Source organism: Lachnoclostridium sp. An169 (genome assembly GCF_002160525.1).
Lineage (GTDB): Bacteria > Bacillota > Clostridia > Lachnospirales > Lachnospiraceae > Mediterraneibacter > Mediterraneibacter cottocaccae.
In genome coordinates, this window is record NZ_NFKT01000006.1 from 121146 (window position 1) to 139246 (window position 18101).

Here is an 18101-nt window from a genome sequence, read left to right on the forward strand (position 1 = left end):
ATTTTTTCTTGTAATGTCAACCTTACACCCATTTTCTGTTACACAAATATTTATAAAAACAGGAAACGATACCATGTTTCAGATATCGTTTCCCTATATCATACCCTTATGAATAGATCATCTCATGCAGAACAATTTCTTCTGCCCGGTTACGGATGTTATTGCAACGCTGCACCCATTCCATTTGAGAAGTACGCTTTAATTCCTCTGTCACGCCCTCGGTAGCTTTCATCTGCTCCATGATAGTGTCTAACCGTTCCTGTGCCTGTTCGTTCAGGTCTGCAAGATATGTCCACAATTCTCCGGTCAGTATCAGTGTGTTCAATCTGGCTGGGTGGACTTCTCTTAAATATTCCCGGTGCATCCGTCCGTACTTTCCGATAGGACGGTGTTCCTCCGGCAGCTTCAAATCTGGGATATAGTAATCTCCGACAAGGATATAATCAATTCCGTTTTCTGTTATTCTTGGTTTCAATTCGCTCATATTTTTAATCTCCTCATTCTGGCTTATTTTTTGCAAGTCTGACTCTCCAGAAATATTGGTAAATCATTGGTAAAATTGAGAATGAAACATAAGAACTACTATTTATAGAAGTATTTAAGACGATTTGAGACTTTTTATTCTGAACAGTAAATCCTGCCATGACATACGAATAGTATTTTTATCATATCTTTTATATCCTTTCCTCTTTTTTGGCGCTGTTCTTCAGCACATAAGGGATACCCAGGAGGGTGTTTCATAAGCCTTCAAACCTTGATACAATCGGACATTAGCAGTTCGATTGACATGTATTACGGGCTTTCCGGCGCTTTTTTCAATTTTTCTGTTTTTCCCCAAACCTACGCTATTCTTCGTAAATCTACGCAGATTTACGGGCAAATGGTGTAGTAAGTGTTGTAATAACTCGGTGCGGTTTCAACCTGACTTTTTCAGACTCACTACTTAACTCAAATCAAAAAGAACGCTTTCATAGTCCTTTACGAAATACTTTATATTTGTGCGTCCTTTCTGAATAATTGTGTGCCCTTCTGCTTCTAGCTTTTCCTTCTGTGCTTCTACACCGCCGGGATATTTTGCGTTCAATTCCCCGTTTGCCTTTAAAGTTCGCCAATATGGGGTTTCATCTTCGGAACGCTGGTAACTCGCCCATGCTGCAATAGATACAAAAATCCCGGCTGTGATAGGCTCTGTGAAATCCGCCCCATTCAGTTCAGCAAAATATTCACGGATTTTTCCGACAGTGATTACTTTGCCATAAGGAATTAGTTTCATCACCTTGTCATAGTCGATTGGTGGGGCAAAGTACATTCGGTTTCCGCCATATTTCTCAATGCTTTTCTGGTCGGTAATGGTTTGAAATTTAGGCATATCCTTGCTATCGTGTAGCATGGCATTAAAATCTTTTTTATCTTCATTCGCCATCTCTCAACACCTCCTGACCTAATTATAATGATATAGGCTATTTCATGCAATGAGACGGTTTGAAAATCAGCTTGAATTTTTTGCCTGATATTGGATATAACTCAACGGTCAAAGCGAAACTTGAATAGCACGGCAATTTTGCAAAAGGCATTGAATGTGTACTGGATATGCACTTTGGGTGGGCTACAATGTCTTTTGCTTTCATGCGTTCCATTTCCGCTTGTTTTATTTTTCGATATTTGTCTCGGCCTGTTCCCCAATCTCCGAAAAACAGAGTGTTTAAAATGACGAATGGGAACAAATATCTCGTTTCCAGGGGAATCCGACCACTGGCAAAAAGACAGATCGTTCCAACAAGAATTAGGGCGGGAATGATTCCGCCCCAAAGAGGGCTTTCTAATTTCGTACACAAAAGGTATTCAGCAATTAAAAGTATCGCAGCAACAATAAATCCAATAAGTAATTCAGACATTTTCAAAACTCCTCTCAGTTAATATCTTTTGCCTTCATTTTTTCAATTTCTTTTTTCCTGGCTGCCATCTGACCTTCAATCCAAAACAGAATGAAAATAAGTGTCGGGAAAACAATCATTTTCCAGTCTTCACCGAAATTGATTTTCCCGTTGGAAAATAAGAAGATGAGCAGTGCGATCCACAAAAGCGGAATTATGCCGCCTAAATACCAGAATTTGGGGCTTCTTCGACACAACCAGACGTGAAATATGATGATAATAATTGCAGCAATCAGTGTAATGACCGTATTCATGATGGTTTCTCCTTCTCCTGCTTATATTTTTCAATAATGATTTTCGCGGTTTCCAGATCAATCCGGGAGTCAACTGCCAATCCTTTGATGAATGCTGAAAATGGCTCTTCTTCCTTCTGGTCGCTCAGTTCAATTTTCTGAATGAGTTTATCCAGTCTGAGCCGGACTGTCGGATAGGAAACTTCATACAAACGTGCAATCTCTTTCAATGAACCTGATTTCAAAACGAAGTTCTTTAGAAAGGCTGCGTCCTCTGGCTCCAATGCCAGTATCCACTGAGGGATTTTGTCTATTTCCAAATCAATTCTCCTTTCTTATTGTTTTTAATAATATTAAATATAACATAAATAAAATTAAAGTCAATAGAAAAGTATAAATAATTTTTGAGAACGTCGATGATGTATTTATTGACATAAAGAAAGCGCCGATACTCCTTTATAAGAAGAATACTTTTCGTGTCTGCCAAACGGCGGATTTTCGTCTTTTATCGTAATACAGCAGAATGTCCTGTTTTCTGGGCGTCTTTAGCAAAGCTGTTTTCTCCCTGTTTTCTGCGATTTACTGTTCGATGTCATAATGGGCAGTGCCGGATACTATATTAGTAACAGACGATTAGATTTGGGAGAGAGTGCAATGAAAAAAGTTCTGGCATGGATTCTCAGCTTTGTCCTTATGTTCGGATGTATGGGAATTTATCCGCAGAAAGGAGCGACAGCATCTGCCGAAGGCGATGCAACTGAGGAGACGCAGGAGACATCCCCTGCGGTGGAAATCAGTGCTCCGTCCGCCATCCTTATGGAAGCTTCCACAGGCACGGTTCTTTATGAAAAGGATGCCGATACGCCCAGACCGCCTGCCAGTGTAACCAAAATCATGACCATGCTTCTGATTTTTGAAGCGCTGGAGCACGGGGATATCGGTCTTCAGGATGAGGTGACGACCTCGGAGTACGCGGCTTCCATGGGAGGATCCCAGGTGTTCCTGGAGCCGGGGGAAGTGCAGACCGTGGAGACGCTCCTGAAATGTATTTCCGTAGCCAGTGCGAACGATGCCTGTGTTGCCATGGCTGAGTACATATGCGGAAATGAAGAAGAGTTTGTACGCAGGATGAATGAGCGGGCAAAAGAACTGGGAATGGAAAATACGAATTTTGTCAACTGCAACGGACTGGATGCAAATGGGCATGTGACCAGTGCCCGTGATATCGCCCTCATGTCCCGGGAGCTGATTACGAAACATCCGCAGATCCGGGATTACTGTATGATCTGGATGGAGAATATTACCCATACGACAGCAAAGGGAACATCTGAATTCGGTCTGACCAATACAAATAAACTGGTCCGTCAGTACGAGTATGCCACCGGACTTAAGACCGGTTCCACGGGAGAAGCAAAATTCTGTGTTTCTGCCACCGCTGAGAAGAACGGCGTGGAGCTGATTGCGGTGATTATGGCTGCGGAAAATTCCAAAATCCGTTTTCAGGACGCCGTCACTCTGCTGAACTATGGATTTGGAAAATGCCAGCTCTATGAGGACAGTGAAATGCCCCGGCTCGAAGAGGCAGAAGTGAAGGGAGGAGTAAGAGAGAGCGTCCCCCTGGAGTACAGCGGAACGTTTTCTTATCTTGACACATCGGGTGCCAACCTGAACCAGATCGAGAAGAAAGTGGAAATGAAGGAAGATATTTCCGCACCTCTGAAAAAGGGTGACGCAGTGGGGAGAATTGTCTACACACTGGAAGAAACCGAGCTTGGAAGCGTGGACATCATTGCCGCAGAGGATGTGGATAAGGCGGGGTTTACGGATTATTTCAAGAAGGCGGGAGATGCATGGCGTCTGTAAGAAAAACCTCTTGTCGCAGGCGGGGAAGATAGACTATAATAGAAAAAGTACAGCGGAGAATAAGAGGAGGAACAAGATGGATTACGCAAAGATGATCGACCATACACTGCTGAAGCCTGAGGCTTCTAAAGAGCAGATACGGAAACTGTGTCAGGAGGCGGAAAAATATGGATTTCACTCGGTATGTGTAAATTCCAGTTACGTTTATTTCTGTGCACAGCTTTTGAAGGATACGGATGTAAAGGTCTGCACAGTGATCGGATTCCCTCTGGGGGCTGCTTCGACAGCGGCAAAAGCTGCGGAGGCAAGAGCTGCTGTCGATGACGGGGCAGAGGAACTTGACATGGTGATTCATGTGGGCATGATCAAGAGCGGCGACTGGGATTATGTAAAGCAGGACATTGCCTCTGTTGTGGAGGCGGCGGGCGGCAAAGCACTGGTGAAAGTGATCCTTGAGACCTGTCTTCTGACAGATGAAGAGAAGGAGAAGGCGTGCCTGATATGCAAAGAGGCCGGAGCGGATTTTGTAAAGACGTCCACCGGATTTTCAACCGGAGGTGCAACGGAGGAAGATGTGGCGCTGATGCGGAAGACAGTGGGGGCGGATATGGGAGTGAAGGCTTCCGGCGGAATCCGTTCCATTGAAGATGCACAGCGCATGGTGCAGGCAGGGGCGGACCGGCTGGGGACGAGTTCCGGTATTGCCATAGCTGAAGCTGCCGGGAAAGAGGAAGCATGAAGATCATTATTCTGACGGCGGTAATCGTTGCGGTACTTCTGGCACTGGTGTTGGAAATTCTGCGGGAACAGCATTTTTTCCGTGTCACTCACTACGAGATCCATCCGGACGGGCTTGCCGGCATGAGGCAGGATATCCGGATTGTATTTTTAAGCGACCTTCACAATCATGTATACGGGGAGAAAAATGATGTCCTGTTTCGCGCAGTGATGAGGGAAAAGCCGGATCTGATTCTCATTGGAGGTGATATGCTGGTCGGAAAGCCTAAGGCATCGCCCCGCCCCGCACTTGAATTTGTGAGAAAGCTGCCGGAGATCTGTCCGGTTTTCTATGTCAACGGGAACCATGAACAGCGGATGAAGGAATTCCCGGAAAAGTACCGCTCTTCCTATAGAAAATACAGGGAAAGCCTGGAACGCTACGGCGTTGTCTTTCTGGAGAATCAGTGCAGGCAGCTTTTTATGCGGGGGAGAAAACTGACGATCATCGGTCTCGAGCTGCCTCTTGATTCCTATAAAAAATTCCGGAAATATCCGGTGGACAGGAATACGGTGACGGATTGCCTGAGAGGATGGAGAAGCAGGGACATCCGGGAAAAGACAGGGAGCGATTACCAGATCCTTCTCGCACATAATCCGACTTACATGCATGCATACAAAGAATGGGGCGCGGATCTTATCCTCTCCGGCCATCTTCACGGCGGGATTGTCCGTCTTCCGCTGATTGGTGGTGTGATTACGCCGCAGGGCTTCCTGTTTCCAAGATACTCAGGCGAGATGAGAGAAGAGAACGGTCAGACGGTTGTTGTGAGCAGGGGACTGGGTACGCATACAATCAGACTGCGCCTTTTTAATATGCCGGAGGTTGTTGCACTCACCCTGAAAGGGTAGTATAATATAAGTTCGATGCCTTTTGGAATATTGCTTTTCGGGGAGAGACTATGGGAATACCGGTGAAACTGGAGGTGTTCGAAGGTCCGCTGGATCTTCTGCTGCACCTGATCGACAAGAATAAAATCGATATTTACGATATACCGATCGTGGAGATAACCAATCAGTATATGGAATATATCCGCAATATGCAGCGGGAAGACATGAATATCATGAGCGAGTTTCTCGTCATGGCGGCGACGCTTCTGGATATCAAGTGCCGGATGCTTCTTCCCAAAGAAGTGACGGAAGACGGGGAGGAAGAAGATCCGAGGCAGGAGCTTGTGGAGCAGCTCCTTCAGTATAAAATGTACAAATATATGGCCTATGAGCTCAAGGAACGGCAGACGGATGCGGACTGCGTCCTGTACAGAAAGCCTGAGATCCCGGAGGAAGTCCAGGAGTATGTGGAACCGGTGGATCTGGATCTGCTTCTCGGAGATCTCACCCTGGCGAAGCTGAACCGCATTTTTAAAGATGTGATGCGCAGGCAGACGGACAAGATTGACCCGGTGCGCAGCAGATTCGGGAAGATCGAGAAGGAAGAAGTGACACTGTCTGACCGTTTTGACCACATACATGAATATATGAAGACACATCAGCGATTCAGTTTCCGCCAGCTTCTGGAAGAGCAGAAGAGCAAGATGCAGATCGTTGTCACGTTTCTTGCGGTTCTCGAGCTGATCAAGGTGGGGGAGATCCATGTGGAACAGGAACATATATGCGGAGAGATTATGATTGAAAGGACAGGAAAGACGAATGGAAATAGAGAAGCTGCAGGGGGCGATTGAGGCTATCCTCTTTACGATGGGGGACTCCGTGGAACTCTCGAAGATCGCCGCTGCCATTGAGCATGATGAGGAGACGACCAGAAAGCTCATACATAACATGATGGACCGGTATGACGAGGAGAACAGAGGAGTCCGGATTATTGAGCTTGACAATGCGTTTCAGATGTGTACGAAAAAGGAAATGTACGAATACCTGATCCGCGTGGCAAAGCAGCCGAAGCGGTATGTACTTACCGATGTCCTCCTGGAGACGCTCTCGATCATCGCCTATAAGCAGCCTGTCACAAAAATCGAAATTGAAAAGATACGGGGCGTCAAATCGGACCATGCAGTGAACAAGCTTGTGGAATACGGGCTGGTGGAGGAGACCGGCAGGCTGGATGCGCCGGGACGGCCGCTTCTTTTCGGGACTACGGAAGAATTTCTCCGCCGTTTCAGCGTCCACTCCCTGGATGAGCTGCCGAGGCTGAACCAGGAGCAGATAGAGCATTTCAAGGAAGAAGCGGAAGATGAAGCCCAGCTCCGTCTGGATATCTGACCCTGGCCGGGGTACCGGCCTCGCAGGATTTCCGGCCTCGCAAGATTTCCGGTCTGGCAGGATTTCCGGCCTGGCGGAATCTCCGGAGTGCAAACCTTGTTCTAAGCGGGTCCCTTCGGACATAGATTTTAAAGAAATCTGCATGACAGGGGACGGCCGGAAGTGAAATACTCTGAAATAAAAAAGAAATGGAGAGCAGTGAGCGCGCTTTGTGCGTTTCTGTGCATACTGACAACAGGAAATACGTGGATCCCTGCATCTGCGGAGACACCGGGCCGGGTGTCCGCGCAGATGGCAGGGGCGTTTTTTCGGGAGGTGCAGACACAGGAGACGGAAGAGATCCTGCCCTCCCAGTTATACGCCCAGTCGGCAGTTCTGATGGATGCGGACACAGGGCGTATTTTATTTGCAAAAAGCGGACAGGAGGAGCGGCCCATGGCCAGTACCACCAAGATTATGACCTGTATTCTTGCCCTGGAACTGGGAAATCCGGAGGATGAAGTTACAGCCAGCGCCAACGCGGCAGCCCAGCCGGCGGTAAAGCTGGGGATGAGCCAGGGACAGAGGTTCCTCCTGAAGGATCTTCTTTTCTCCCTGATGCTGGAATCCCACAATGACAGTGCAGTTGCGATTGCAGAGCATATCGGAGGCAGTGTGGAGGGCTTTGCGGAGAAGATGAATCAGAAAGCAAAAGAGATTGGATGCATGTATACATATTTTATAACACCCAATGGACTGGACGCGGAGGATGAAAACGGCATCCATCATACTACGGCGGAAGATCTTGCACAGATCATGCGTTACTGTATCATGCAGTCGGAAGAAAAAGAGATGTTTCTTGAGATTACCTGCACTTCCTCTTATTCCTTCAGCGACTGTGACGGAAATGGAAACTACAGCTGTACGAATCACAATGCATTTCTGAATATGATGGAAGGCGCCCTGTCGGGAAAAACAGGATTTACTGCCGACGCAGGATACTGCTATGTGGGGGCGCTCAGTCAGGATGAGCGGACGTTTATCGTGGCGCTTCTGGCGTGCGGCTGGCCGAACAATAAAGGTTATAAATGGGCGGATACAAGAAAGCTGATGGAATACGGACTGGAAAATTACTCATATAAGGAAATCGATGCAGAATCGGGACAGTTTCAGATTCCGGTTCCGGGCGGTTTCTCTGGCGGATTCCCCGATATGGAAGGGACAGAGCTTCATGTTACAACCCGGTCCGAACCCTTCCGGCTTCTGCTGAAATCCGGAGAGGATGTGCGTGTTGATTATGAACTTCCGGAAGAACTGGAGGCTCCTGTGAAAGAAGGAACACGAGTGGGGACAGTGGTATACAGCATTGACGGCATCCGGCTTAGGGAATACCCGGCGGTCGCGGCGGAATCGGTGGAAGAGCGGACGCTGGATGTGTGTGTGAAATATATAGAAGAGAGCTTTCTGTTGTAAATGTGTATCCCGTAAAGCTGTTTTACGTGTAAAAACAGAGTTGTTTTGACAGGTGACATTAAAATAGATCAATTAAAATGATTAATTTTACCACTGGTATAATACTAAAACCTATGGTAGTATAGGTGAGAATAAAATAAAGCAATCAAATTGATTAAATATAAGGAGAGGTACTGTTATGGAAAACTGGCAGAAGTATGAAAAGAGTTATTTTATGCCGCCTGAGCCGTGCTACGACTGGGTGAAGAAAGATTCTATTGATAAGCCGCCGATCTGGTGCAGCGTTGACTTGAGAGACGGAAATCAGGCGCTGATCGAGCCCATGAGTCTGGATGAGAAGCTTGAGTTCTTCCAGATGCTTGTTGATATCGGATTCAAGGTAATCGAAGTCGGATTCCCGGCTGCATCCGAGACGGAGTTCCAGTTTATGAGAACACTGATCGAGCAGAACATGATTCCGGACGATGTTACGGTTCAGGTGCTGACACAGGCGAGAGAACATATTATCAAGAGAACATTTGAAGCGGTAAAGGGCGCACCGCATGCAATTATACATGTATACAATTCCACATCTGTTGCTCAGAGAGAGCAGGTGTTCCGCAAAAATAAGGAAGAGATCAAGAAGATTGCCGTGGACGGCGCGAAACTTCTGAAACAGCTTGCAAAGGAGACTTCCGGCAACTTTACTTTTGAGTACAGCCCGGAGAGCTTCCAGGGAACAGAGGTTGACTATGCTCTTGAAGTGTGCAACGCAGTTCTCGATGTATGGAAACCGACGAAGAACAACAAGGCGATCATCAATCTGCCGACCACTGTGGAAAATGCAATGCCTCATGTGTTTGCAAGCCAGGTAGAGTACTTCAACAAACATCTGCTTCACCGGGAGAATGTGATCCTCTCCCTTCATCCCCATAATGACCGGGGATCGGGAATCAGCGATGCGGAGCTTGGCATCCTTGCAGGCGCGGACCGGATCGAGGGAACTCTGTTCGGAAACGGCGAGAGAACCGGAAATGTGGATATTATCACACTTGCCATGAACATGTTCTCACAGGGTGTTGACCCGGGACTTGACTTCTCCAATATGAGCGATATCTGCGAGGTTTACGAGCGGGTGACAAGGATGAAGGTTTCCCCGAGACAGCCCTATGCGGGAGAACTTGTCTTCACGGCGTTCTCCGGATCCCATCAGGACGCCATCGCCAAGGGTATGGCCTGGAGAGAGGAACACAGGTGCGAGAAGTGGAGCGTTCCCTATCTTCCCATCGATCCGCAGGACGTGGGACGCAGATACGACTCCGATGTTATCCGCATCAACAGCCAGTCCGGAAAGGGCGGCGTAAACTACATCCTCAAGCAGAGCTTCGGCATCAGTCTGCCGGAGAAGATGAGAGAGGAAGTCGGCTATCTCGTAAAAGACGTTTCCGACAAGGCGCACAAAGAGCTTACTCCGGATCTGGTTTATCATATTTTCGAGGACCACTATATCAATGCAAAACCGGTGTTTACGGTAGATGAGTGCCACTTCAGACAGGAGGACGGCATCATCGCGGAGGCTTCCATCCACCATAATGGGAATACGCGCAAGATCACCGGAGTAGGAAACGGACGTCTCGATGCGGTGAGCAACGCGATCAAGCATTATTTTGACGTAAGTTACGAACTGGCATTTTACGAGGAGCATTCCCTTACAAAAGGATCTTCTTCAAGAGCAGTGGCGTATGTTGGCGTGATCTGCAACAAGAAGCGCTACTGGGGCGTAGGCATTGACCCTGATATTATCAAGGCGTCCATCGAGGCTCTTGTTGTGGCTGTAAATAAGATTCAGGAAGTGGCGGAATCACAGAATGTAAAGGATGAGAGACTTCTTGAGATTACGAATTACATCTATGCAAACTACAAGGATGTGACACTGGATGACCTGGCGGAGAAATTCTTCCTCTCCAAGCCCTATCTCTCGAAGTATATCAAGGAGAAATCCGGTATGACTTTCGGGGACATTCTGAAGAAAGTGAGAATGAAAAAAGCACGCGCCATGTTGAAGAGCAGCAGCGCCACGGTGGAGAATATCGCGGAGTCTGTCGGATACCAGAATGTGGAACACTTTAACCGCGTGTTCAAAAAGATGTACAATATTACGCCCGTGCAGTACCGGAACCGCAAATAAATTCCCCGCCGGTCCGGGAAAAGACGGGATGGGGAAAGAACAGAAAACCCGGACAGGAGTCCTTACGGATGACTGTCCGGGTTCTGCTATGTGAAAAACTTGTCAATTATAGGCAATTTTGAATTGAAATTCAGAAATCTCTGTTATATACTAGAATAGGCAGAAATTTTGGTTTACAGTAAGAATTCTTTATTATTCTTGCACAAACAAATATAAAAAATGGAGGGCTAGAATATGAGCTACAATGCAACAGGAAACTCAGCAAGCAGAAGAATTGCCACATTGCTTGATGAGGGGAGCTTTGTTGAAATCGGCGGTGCTGTTACTGCCAGAAGTACTGATTTCAACATGCAGGAAAAAGAGACTCCATCCGACGGTGTTATCACCGGATACGGAGTAATCGACGGCAATCTTGTATATGTATACAGTCAGGATGCCGCTGTTCTCGGCGGTGCCATCGGCGAGATGCACGCAAAGAAGATTGCGAATATGTATGACATGGCAATGAAGATGGGGGCTCCGGTAATCGGGCTGATCGACTGCGCCGGAATGAGACTGCAGGAGGCGACTGATGCGCTTGAGGCGTTCGGAAGTCTTTATTACAGGCAGACCATGGCGTCGGGAGTTGTTCCGCAGATCGCGGCAATCTTCGGCATGTGCGGCGGCGGACTCGCGATCGTTCCGGGACTTGCTGATTTCACATTTATGGAAGAAAAAGAAGGAAAGCTCTTTGTGAACTCTCCGAATGCTCTGGAAGGAAACGAGGTTTCCAGATGCGATACTTCAAGCGCACAGTATCAGAGCGCAACCGCCGGACTGGTAGACGGAATCGGCACAGAGGAGGAGATCCTCGGACAGATCCGCAGCCTTGTCTGCATGATCCCGGCTAACAACGAAGATGATTCTTCCTATGAAGAATGTAATGATGATCTGAACCGTCTCTGCGATGACATTGCAGGCGCTGTGGAGGATACTTCCATTGCTCTTTCCAGAATCGCAGATGACCAGGCGTTCTTCGAAATCAAGAAAGACTATGCAAAAGACATGGTAACCGGATTTATGAGACTTAACGGGATGACAGTGGGAGCAGTTGCAAACCGCACAAAAGTATATGGCGCTGACGGCGCGGAAGAGGCTGCATATGACTGTGCCCTGTCCGTTGACGGATGTAAGAAGGCTATTGATTTTGTGAATTTCTGCGATGCATTTTCCATTCCGGTTCTCACTCTGACGAACGTGGCCGGATATGCCGCTACAGTGGAATCCGAGAAGAACATGGCAAGAGCGGTTGCGAGACTGACCTATACTTTTGCCAACGCTACAGTGCCGAAGGTAAATGTCATTGTAGGAAAAGCTTTCGGAAGCGCTTATATCGCCATGAACAGCAAATCCATCGGCGCAGATATGGTTTACGCATGGCCGTCTGCGGAAATTGGAATGATGGACGCGGATCTTGCGGCGAAGATTATGTATGCGGATGCAGATGCCGCAACGATGAAGGCAAAGGCAGACGAGTACAGAGAACTGCAGTCCAGTCCGGTATCAGCGGCGAGAAGAGGCTATGTTGACGCGATCATCGAGCCGGCAGATACAAGAAAATATGTGATCGGTGCATTTGAGATGCTGTTCACGAAGAGAGAGGACCGCCCGGATAAAAAGCACGGTACGGTTTAGTGAGGTGAGGCGAAGTGAAGAAAAGAATCAGTTTATTGGGAATTGTCCTCATCCTTATATTTGCTTTTACAGGATGCAGCAGTTCCAATACAGTGGAGTATGACCAGACACAGCTGGAACAGTACGCTGAGTTTATCATCCAGAATTTCAGTGCGATGACAGACGAGCAGCTGGATTCCTTTGAAGACATGTCAGAGTTGGAACTCGATCTGACGATGCTCAATGCTGGCGTCCCGGTTTCAGGAGAAAATTTCCTGAAGATGATCGACGCCTGGCAGGCAGCGGAAGATGAGTGCGGCGAATTCATCGGTGTTGACGGAAACTATACGGCTGAGGTGACAAATGACGGCGTGACCCTTTCCGTGGAGGCTGAGTATGCAGACAGAACTGCGACCATTGATTTCGCATTTGACAATGAGCTGAACATGGAGAGCATTACAGTAGGCGCGGATTATTCTACGGGAGAGATCCTTCAGAAAGCCGGTCTGAATACGATTCTCGGTATGGGTACCGTATTCGTTGTACTGATCTTCCTGTCCTTTGTCATCTGGCTTCTGAAATTTATTCCGGTCCTTGAGAAGAAGTTCCGGAAAGCTCCGGCTGCAGCAGAGCCGGTGAAGGCTGAGACGCCTGCGGCGGCTCCGGTACCGGCAGCGGTTCCGGCAGAAGCGGCAGCGGAAGATGATTCTGAGCTTGTGGCAGTGATCGCAGCAGCGGTCGCAGCGGCAGAGGGAACATCTGTTGACGGATTTGTTGTGAGATCAATTAAGCGAAGAAAATCAAATAAATGGAATTAACCAGGAGGATTGGAAAATGAAAAACTATACGATCACAGTAAATGGAAATGTATATGACGTAACTGTAGAGGAAAAGGGTGCAGGCGCAGCACCGGCACCGGCTGCAGCTCCGAAAGCGGCACCGGCTCCGGCTCCGAAGGCAGCACCGGCACCGGCTGCGGCTCCGAAAGCGGCAGGCGCAGGAAAGATCCAGGTGAAAGCAGGCGCAGCCGGAAAAGTATACCAGATCCCGACGACAGTGGGACAGAGCGTACAGGCGGGCGATGCCGTGGTTATCATCGAAGCGATGAAGATGGAGATCCCGGTTGTTGCACCGGAGGCAGGAACGATTGCAAGCATTGATGTCGCTGTAGGCGATGCGATTGAGGCAGGAGCAGTTCTGGCGACATTAAACTAGTTATTACTGACCAGGAGGTTTGAAAAATGGAATATATTTCAAATACGCTGGAGAATCTTGTGGAGCAGACCGCATTCATGAACCTGACGGTCGGAAACCTGATCATGATCGGTGTTGCCTGCCTCTTTCTCTATTTAGCGATTAAGCATGGGTTTGAACCCCTGCTGCTTGTTCCGATCGCCTTCGGTATGCTGCTCGTCAATATCTATCCTGATATCATGATCAGCCCCGAAGAGGCGTCAAACGGCACAGGCGGACTTCTTTACTATTTCTATGTACTTGACGAATGGTCCATCCTTCCGTCTCTGATTTTCCTCGGAGTCGGAGCGATGACCGATTTCGGACCGCTGATTGCGAACCCGAAGAGTTTCCTTCTCGGCGCTGCGGCTCAGTTCGGTATCTTTGCCGCATACCTTGGCGCCATGGCGATGGGATTCTCCGACAGGGCGGCTGCGGCAATCTCCATCATCGGTGGAGCTGACGGCCCGACTTCTATCTTCCTTGCAGGAAAGCTGGAGCAGACTGCGATTCTCGGACCGATTGCGGTGGCGGCTTACTCGTATATGTCACTTGTGCCGATTATCCAGCCGCCGATTATGAAGCTCCTTACAACAGAGAAAGAGCGTAAGATCAAGATGGAGCAGCTCCGTCCGGTTTCCAAACTGGAGAGAATCCTCTTCCCGGTTATCATCACCATCGTTGTGTGCGTGATCCTTCCGACGACAGCTCCGCTGGTTGGTATGCTTATGCTCGGTAACCTGTTCAAGGAGTCCGGCGTTGTAAGACAGCTGACAGATACAGCCGCAAATGTCCTGATGTATATCGTTGTTATCCTTCTCGGTACTTCCGTAGGTGCTACAACGAGTGCTGAGGCATTCCTGAACATGGATACGATCAAGATCGTTATCCTCGGTCTGGTTGCGTTCGCATTCGGTACGGCTGCAGGTGTCCTGTTTGGTAAACTGATGTGCCTGGTAACAAAGGGCAAGGTCAACCCGCTGATCGGTTCTGCCGGTGTGTCAGCCGTTCCTATGGCAGCCCGTGTTTCCCAGAAGGTGGGATCGGAGGCTGACCCGACGAACTTCCTTCTGATGCATGCGATGGGACCGAACGTGGCCGGAGTTATCGGTACGGCAGTCGTGGCCGGAACCTTTATGGCAATCTTTGGCGTTAAGTAATAATTGGAGGATAAATAAATGGCAGAAATTGAAAAAAAACCGGTTAAAATAGTAGAGACCATTCTGCGTGACGCTCATCAGTCCCTGATCGCCACCAGAATGACAACAGAGCAGATGCTGCCGATCATCGACAAGATGGACAAGGTGGGGTATCATGCTGTAGAGTGCTGGGGCGGTGCTACATTTGATGCGTCCCTGCGTTTCCTGAAGGAAGATCCGTGGGACAGACTGCGGAAATTCCGTGACGGATTCAAGAACACAAAACTTCAGATGCTGTTCCGCGGACAGAACATTCTGGGATACCGTCCGTATGCAGACGATGTGGTTGAGTATTTCGTACAGAAATCTGTGGCAAACGGAATCGATATCATCCGTATCTTCGACTGCCTGAACGATATCAGAAATCTTCAGACAGCAGTTACGGCAGCTAATAAAGAGAAGGCTCACGCACAGGTCGCAATGTCCTACACACTGGGTGATGCCTATACGCTGGATTACTGGGTGGACCTGGCGAAGAGAATCGAGGATATGGGTGCCAACTCCATCTGTGTAAAGGATATGGCAGGACTTCTCTGCCCGTATCAGGCGACAGAGCTTGTGACAGCACTCAAAGAGGCGGTAAGCATCCCGATTGAGATGCATACGCATTATACGTCAGGTGTTGCTTCCATGACCTATCTGAAGTCAGTGGAGGCGGGAGCTGATATTATCGACACTGCAATTTCACCGTTTGCCCTGGGAACATCCCAGCCGGCTACCGAGGTAATGGTTGAGACATTCAAGGGAACGCCTTATGATACCGGACTGGATCAGAAGCTTCTTGCAGAGATCGCGGATTACTTCCGTCCGATCAAGGATGAAGCGTTAAAGAGCGGTCTTCTCAATCCGACCAATCTTGGCGTGAATATCAAGACTCTTCTGTATCAGGTGCCGGGCGGAATGCTCTCCAACCTGACCTCACAGCTCAAGGAGCAGGGTGCAGAAGACAGATTCTACGATGTGCTTGAAGAAGTGCCGCGCGTCCGTAAAGACCTGGGCGAGCCGCCGCTTGTTACACCGTCATCCCAGATTGTCGGAACACAGGCAGTGCTCAATGTCCTTATGGGTGAGCGCTACAAAGTTGCCACAAAAGAGACAAAGGATATCCTGGCAGGAAAATACGGCGCGACTGTGAAACCGGTAAATCCGGAACTTCAGAAGAAGATTCTCGGCGACGATGCGGAGATTATCACATGCCGTCCGGCTGACCTGATTCCGAACGAGCTTGACACATTAAGAAAAGAGTGCGAGCAGTGGATCCAGCAGGATGAGGATGTGCTGACTTATGCACTGTTCCCGCAGGTTGCTGTCGATTTCTTCAAATACAGAGAGGCGCAGCAGACGAAGGTGGACGCTACGGTAGCTGACACAAAAGACGGAGCATATCCGGTATAAAGCGGGAGTGAAAGCGTATTTTCGCGGACAGATACAGAGAGCGGCGCGCTTTCAGATATAACTGAGACAGAACGGATCAAAGAAGAGAAGTTCTGTCTCTTCTTTTGATTTTCGGTGAGAAGAGGAGGAGTTCAGGTGACAGTTTCTGATAAGACGGCTCTGCTCCGCAGGGAGATGGAGCGGGAAGGAATCGATATCTACATTGTGCCAACGTCTGATTTTCATCAGAGCGAATATGTGGGGGATTATTTTAAGGCAAGAGAATTCCTGACCGGATTCACAGGTTCGGCGGGAACGGCGGTGTTCACCAGGGAGAAAGCCGGACTCTGGACGGACGGGAGATATTTTCTCCAGGCGGAGGAGCAGCTCAGGGGAACAGGTATTGAACTGTACAGAATGGGAGAACCCGGAGTGGAAACAATACCGGAGTTCCTTGCCTGCGAACTTCCATGCGGCGGCTGTCTCGGATTTGACGGCAGGACAGTGGGAAATGCCGAGGGCAAAGAATATGAGGCGGCAGTGGAACAGAAGTCGGGCAGAATAGTCTGGGAATATGATCTGACGGACCGGATCTGGAAAGACCGTCCCCCTCTTTCGTCAGAGCCGGCATATCTTCTTGATATTGCACAGACAGGGGAAAGCGCGGCATCAAAACTGGGACGTCTGCGTGAAAAAATGAAAGAGGAGGGGGCTGATGCCCATGTGATTTCCAGCCTGGACGATATTGCGTGGCTCTTTAATATCCGCGGAAATGATATCAGGTATTGTCCTCTTGTGCTCTCTTATGCTATAATCACGCAGGATCAGGCAGTGCTTTTTGCTGATCCCCGGAAATTTGACGGCGTTGTGAAGGAAGCGCTTGAGAAAGTCAATGCTGCGGTCCGTCCCTACGGTGAGATTTACGATGCGGTCCGGAAAATCGCAAGCGGCAGCGTCCTTCTTGACCCGGAGCGGACCAGTTATGCCATGTACCACGCAGTTCCTGCAGGATGCAGAATCCTGGAGGCGCAGAATCCCTGTGTTCTGATGAAGTGTATAAAAAATGACACAGAGGCGGAAAATATCCGTCAGGCCCATATCAAGGACGGGATTGCGCATACAAGATTTATGTACTGGCTGAAGAAAAATATCGGAAAGATCCCCATCACGGAGATTTCGGCGGCGGAACAGCTCCGCAAATTCCGGGCGGAACAGGACGGGTTCCTGGGTGAGAGCTTTGAGCCGATCTGCGCATTCGGTCCCCATGGAGCCGTTGTACACTACAGTGCGACGGAGGAAACGGATGCAGTGCTCAGGAAGGGCTCTCTGTTTCTGACGGACACCGGAGGACACTACAGGGAGGGATCTACGGATATTACAAGAACAGTGGCGCTTGGAGATATTCCGCAGGAACAGAAGGAACATTTCACCCTTGTAGCAAGAGCCATGCTCCGTCTGGCGGACACGGTGTTCCTCCACGGGTGCAGCGGCGCTACTCTGGACTGCGCCGCCCGGCAGGTCCTGTGGAAAAAGCGGCTGAATTTCAATCACGGTACCGGTCACGGCGTGGGATACCTTCTCAACATACATGAGGCGCCCATCAATTTCCGATGGAAGGAAGGAAAAGCTCCGGCGCAGGTGTTCGAGAAGAATATGGTGATCTCAGATGAGCCCGGAATCTATATCGCAGGCTCCCATGGAATCCGCCTGGAGAATCTTCTCCTTGTCCGGGATGATGAGAAAAATGAGTACGGACAGTTCATGAAGTTTGAGACGCTTACGCTTGTCCCGCTGGATCTGGACGCCCTCTGCCCGGAACAGATGACGGAAGAAGAGCGAGAAGTGCTTAATGCATATCACAGGAGGGTGAGGAATGTCATAGGACCTCATCTCTGCCTGGAAGAGCGGCGGTGGCTGGAAGAGTACACCAGGCCTGTCTGAATCTGCAAGGTCTGAAACATGCCGCCACGAACAGAAAAATACAGAAGCAGGTAAC

Annotated in this window: 18 protein-coding genes; 13 read left to right on the top strand and 5 right to left on the bottom strand. The window is 48.9% G+C overall.

Translation table 11 applies throughout. From position 1 onward, the window contains the following. Window positions 1–106: 106 nt before the first annotated feature. From B5F07_RS06580 to B5F07_RS06600, 5 genes are all read right to left on the bottom strand, one after another. On the bottom strand, window positions 107–484 hold the full coding sequence (locus tag B5F07_RS06580; RefSeq protein ID WP_087160469.1) for a TnpV protein: 378 nt from the start codon (window positions 482–484) through the stop codon (window positions 107–109). Window positions 485–943: 459 nt separating this feature from the next. Beyond that, entirely contained in the window at window positions 944–1423 is a 480-nt protein-coding gene (locus tag B5F07_RS06585; protein WP_087160470.1) for an MGMT family protein, read from the bottom strand. A gap of 37 nt (window positions 1424–1460) precedes the next feature. Then, the gene (locus B5F07_RS06590; RefSeq protein WP_191404823.1) at window positions 1461–1895 is read right to left on the bottom strand and encodes a hypothetical protein; all 435 of its coding nucleotides are present in this window, start codon (window positions 1893–1895) and stop codon (window positions 1461–1463) included. A 14-nt stretch (window positions 1896–1909) separates the two neighbouring features. Next, entirely contained in the window at window positions 1910–2188 is a 279-nt protein-coding gene (locus B5F07_RS06595) for a hypothetical protein (RefSeq protein ID WP_087160471.1), read from the bottom strand. Continuing rightward, complete coding sequence (locus B5F07_RS06600; protein ID WP_087160472.1) at window positions 2185–2487, bottom strand: DUF2089 family protein; 303 nt, start codon at window positions 2485–2487, stop codon at window positions 2185–2187. Before B5F07_RS06600 ends, B5F07_RS06595 begins: the two co-directional genes overlap by 4 nt. 334 nt (window positions 2488–2821) lie before the next feature. Here B5F07_RS06600 and B5F07_RS06605 point away from each other — a divergent pair, with 334 nt between their 5' ends. The 13 genes from B5F07_RS06605 to B5F07_RS06670 all read left to right on the top strand — a co-directional run bounded on the left by B5F07_RS06605 (window position 2822) and on the right by B5F07_RS06670 (window position 18046). Beyond that, on the top strand, window positions 2822–4030 hold the full coding sequence (locus B5F07_RS06605; protein ID WP_087160473.1) for a D-alanyl-D-alanine carboxypeptidase family protein: 1209 nt from the start codon (window positions 2822–2824) through the stop codon (window positions 4028–4030). Between the two features lie 76 nt (window positions 4031–4106). Continuing rightward, window positions 4107–4769 (top strand): deoxyribose-phosphate aldolase, encoded by a 663-nt coding sequence (gene deoC / locus B5F07_RS06610; protein ID WP_087160474.1) that lies wholly within the window; start codon window positions 4107–4109, stop codon window positions 4767–4769. Further along, window positions 4766–5659: a metallophosphoesterase gene (locus B5F07_RS06615; RefSeq protein ID WP_191404821.1), complete on the top strand. Its 894-nt coding sequence runs from the start codon at window positions 4766–4768 to the stop codon at window positions 5657–5659. Before deoC ends, B5F07_RS06615 begins: the two co-directional genes overlap by 4 nt. Window positions 5660–5709: 50 nt before the next feature. Further along, entirely contained in the window at window positions 5710–6489 is a 780-nt protein-coding gene (locus B5F07_RS06620; RefSeq protein ID WP_087160475.1) for a segregation and condensation protein A, read from the top strand. Further along, window positions 6458–7027 carry an SMC-Scp complex subunit ScpB gene (scpB, locus tag B5F07_RS06625; RefSeq protein ID WP_087160476.1) on the top strand — a complete coding sequence of 190 codons (570 nt, stop codon included), beginning with the start codon at window positions 6458–6460 and terminating at the stop codon, window positions 7025–7027. Before B5F07_RS06620 ends, scpB begins: the two co-directional genes overlap by 32 nt. Window positions 7028–7318: 291 nt before the next feature. Then, on the top strand, window positions 7319–8479 hold the full coding sequence (locus B5F07_RS06635; RefSeq protein ID WP_087160525.1) for a D-alanyl-D-alanine carboxypeptidase family protein: 1161 nt from the start codon (window positions 7319–7321) through the stop codon (window positions 8477–8479). Window positions 8480–8657: 178 nt separating this feature from the next. After that, the gene (locus B5F07_RS06640) at window positions 8658–10646 is read left to right on the top strand and encodes a 2-isopropylmalate synthase (protein WP_087160478.1); all 1989 of its coding nucleotides are present in this window, start codon (window positions 8658–8660) and stop codon (window positions 10644–10646) included. A 234-nt stretch (window positions 10647–10880) separates the two neighbouring features. Next, window positions 10881–12320 carry an acyl-CoA carboxylase subunit beta gene (locus B5F07_RS06645; protein WP_087160479.1) on the top strand — a complete coding sequence of 480 codons (1440 nt, stop codon included), beginning with the start codon at window positions 10881–10883 and terminating at the stop codon, window positions 12318–12320. Between the two features lie 14 nt (window positions 12321–12334). Then, window positions 12335–13117, top strand: a complete 783-nt coding sequence (locus tag B5F07_RS06650) for an OadG family transporter subunit (protein WP_087160480.1) — start codon at window positions 12335–12337, stop codon at window positions 13115–13117. Window positions 13118–13133: 16 nt separating this feature from the next. Next, window positions 13134–13514 (top strand): biotin/lipoyl-containing protein, encoded by a 381-nt coding sequence (locus B5F07_RS06655; protein WP_087160481.1) that lies wholly within the window; start codon window positions 13134–13136, stop codon window positions 13512–13514. 26 nt (window positions 13515–13540) lie between these two features. Beyond that, window positions 13541–14692 (top strand): sodium ion-translocating decarboxylase subunit beta, encoded by a 1152-nt coding sequence (locus tag B5F07_RS06660; RefSeq protein ID WP_087160482.1) that lies wholly within the window; start codon window positions 13541–13543, stop codon window positions 14690–14692. 18 nt (window positions 14693–14710) lie between these two features. Next, window positions 14711–16126 carry an oxaloacetate decarboxylase subunit alpha gene (locus B5F07_RS06665; RefSeq protein WP_087160483.1) on the top strand — a complete coding sequence of 472 codons (1416 nt, stop codon included), beginning with the start codon at window positions 14711–14713 and terminating at the stop codon, window positions 16124–16126. A 135-nt stretch (window positions 16127–16261) separates the two neighbouring features. Continuing rightward, window positions 16262–18046: an aminopeptidase P family protein gene (locus B5F07_RS06670; protein ID WP_275533109.1), complete on the top strand. Its 1785-nt coding sequence runs from the start codon at window positions 16262–16264 to the stop codon at window positions 18044–18046. The last annotated feature ends 55 nt before the right edge of the window (window positions 18047–18101 follow it).

Bases quoted from the DNA above. Each gene is read 5' to 3' on its own strand.
- B5F07_RS06605 (WP_087160473.1), top strand. From the start codon at position 2,822: ATGAAAAAAGTTCTGGCATGGATTCTCAGCTTTGTCCTTATGTTCGGA.
- deoC (WP_087160474.1), top strand. From the start codon at position 4,107: ATGGATTACGCAAAGATGATCGACCATACACTGCTGAAGCCTGAGGCT.
- B5F07_RS06590 (WP_191404823.1), bottom strand. From the start codon at position 1,895: ATGTCTGAATTACTTATTGGATTTATTGTTGCTGCGATACTTTTAATT.
- B5F07_RS06580 (WP_087160469.1), bottom strand. From the start codon at position 484: ATGAGCGAATTGAAACCAAGAATAACAGAAAACGGAATTGATTATATC.
- B5F07_RS06665 (WP_087160483.1), top strand. From the start codon at position 14,711: ATGGCAGAAATTGAAAAAAAACCGGTTAAAATAGTAGAGACCATTCTG.
- B5F07_RS06660 (WP_087160482.1), top strand. From the start codon at position 13,541: ATGGAATATATTTCAAATACGCTGGAGAATCTTGTGGAGCAGACCGCA.
- B5F07_RS06595 (WP_087160471.1), bottom strand. From the start codon at position 2,188: ATGAATACGGTCATTACACTGATTGCTGCAATTATTATCATCATATTT.
- B5F07_RS06615 (WP_191404821.1), top strand. From the start codon at position 4,766: ATGAAGATCATTATTCTGACGGCGGTAATCGTTGCGGTACTTCTGGCA.
- B5F07_RS06655 (WP_087160481.1), top strand. From the start codon at position 13,134: ATGAAAAACTATACGATCACAGTAAATGGAAATGTATATGACGTAACT.
- B5F07_RS06635 (WP_087160525.1), top strand. From the start codon at position 7,319: ATGGCAGGGGCGTTTTTTCGGGAGGTGCAGACACAGGAGACGGAAGAG.
- scpB (WP_087160476.1), top strand. From the start codon at position 6,458: ATGGAAATAGAGAAGCTGCAGGGGGCGATTGAGGCTATCCTCTTTACG.
- B5F07_RS06620 (WP_087160475.1), top strand. From the start codon at position 5,710: ATGGGAATACCGGTGAAACTGGAGGTGTTCGAAGGTCCGCTGGATCTT.
- B5F07_RS06585 (WP_087160470.1), bottom strand. From the start codon at position 1,423: ATGGCGAATGAAGATAAAAAAGATTTTAATGCCATGCTACACGATAGC.
- B5F07_RS06645 (WP_087160479.1), top strand. From the start codon at position 10,881: ATGAGCTACAATGCAACAGGAAACTCAGCAAGCAGAAGAATTGCCACA.
- B5F07_RS06640 (WP_087160478.1), top strand. From the start codon at position 8,658: ATGGAAAACTGGCAGAAGTATGAAAAGAGTTATTTTATGCCGCCTGAG.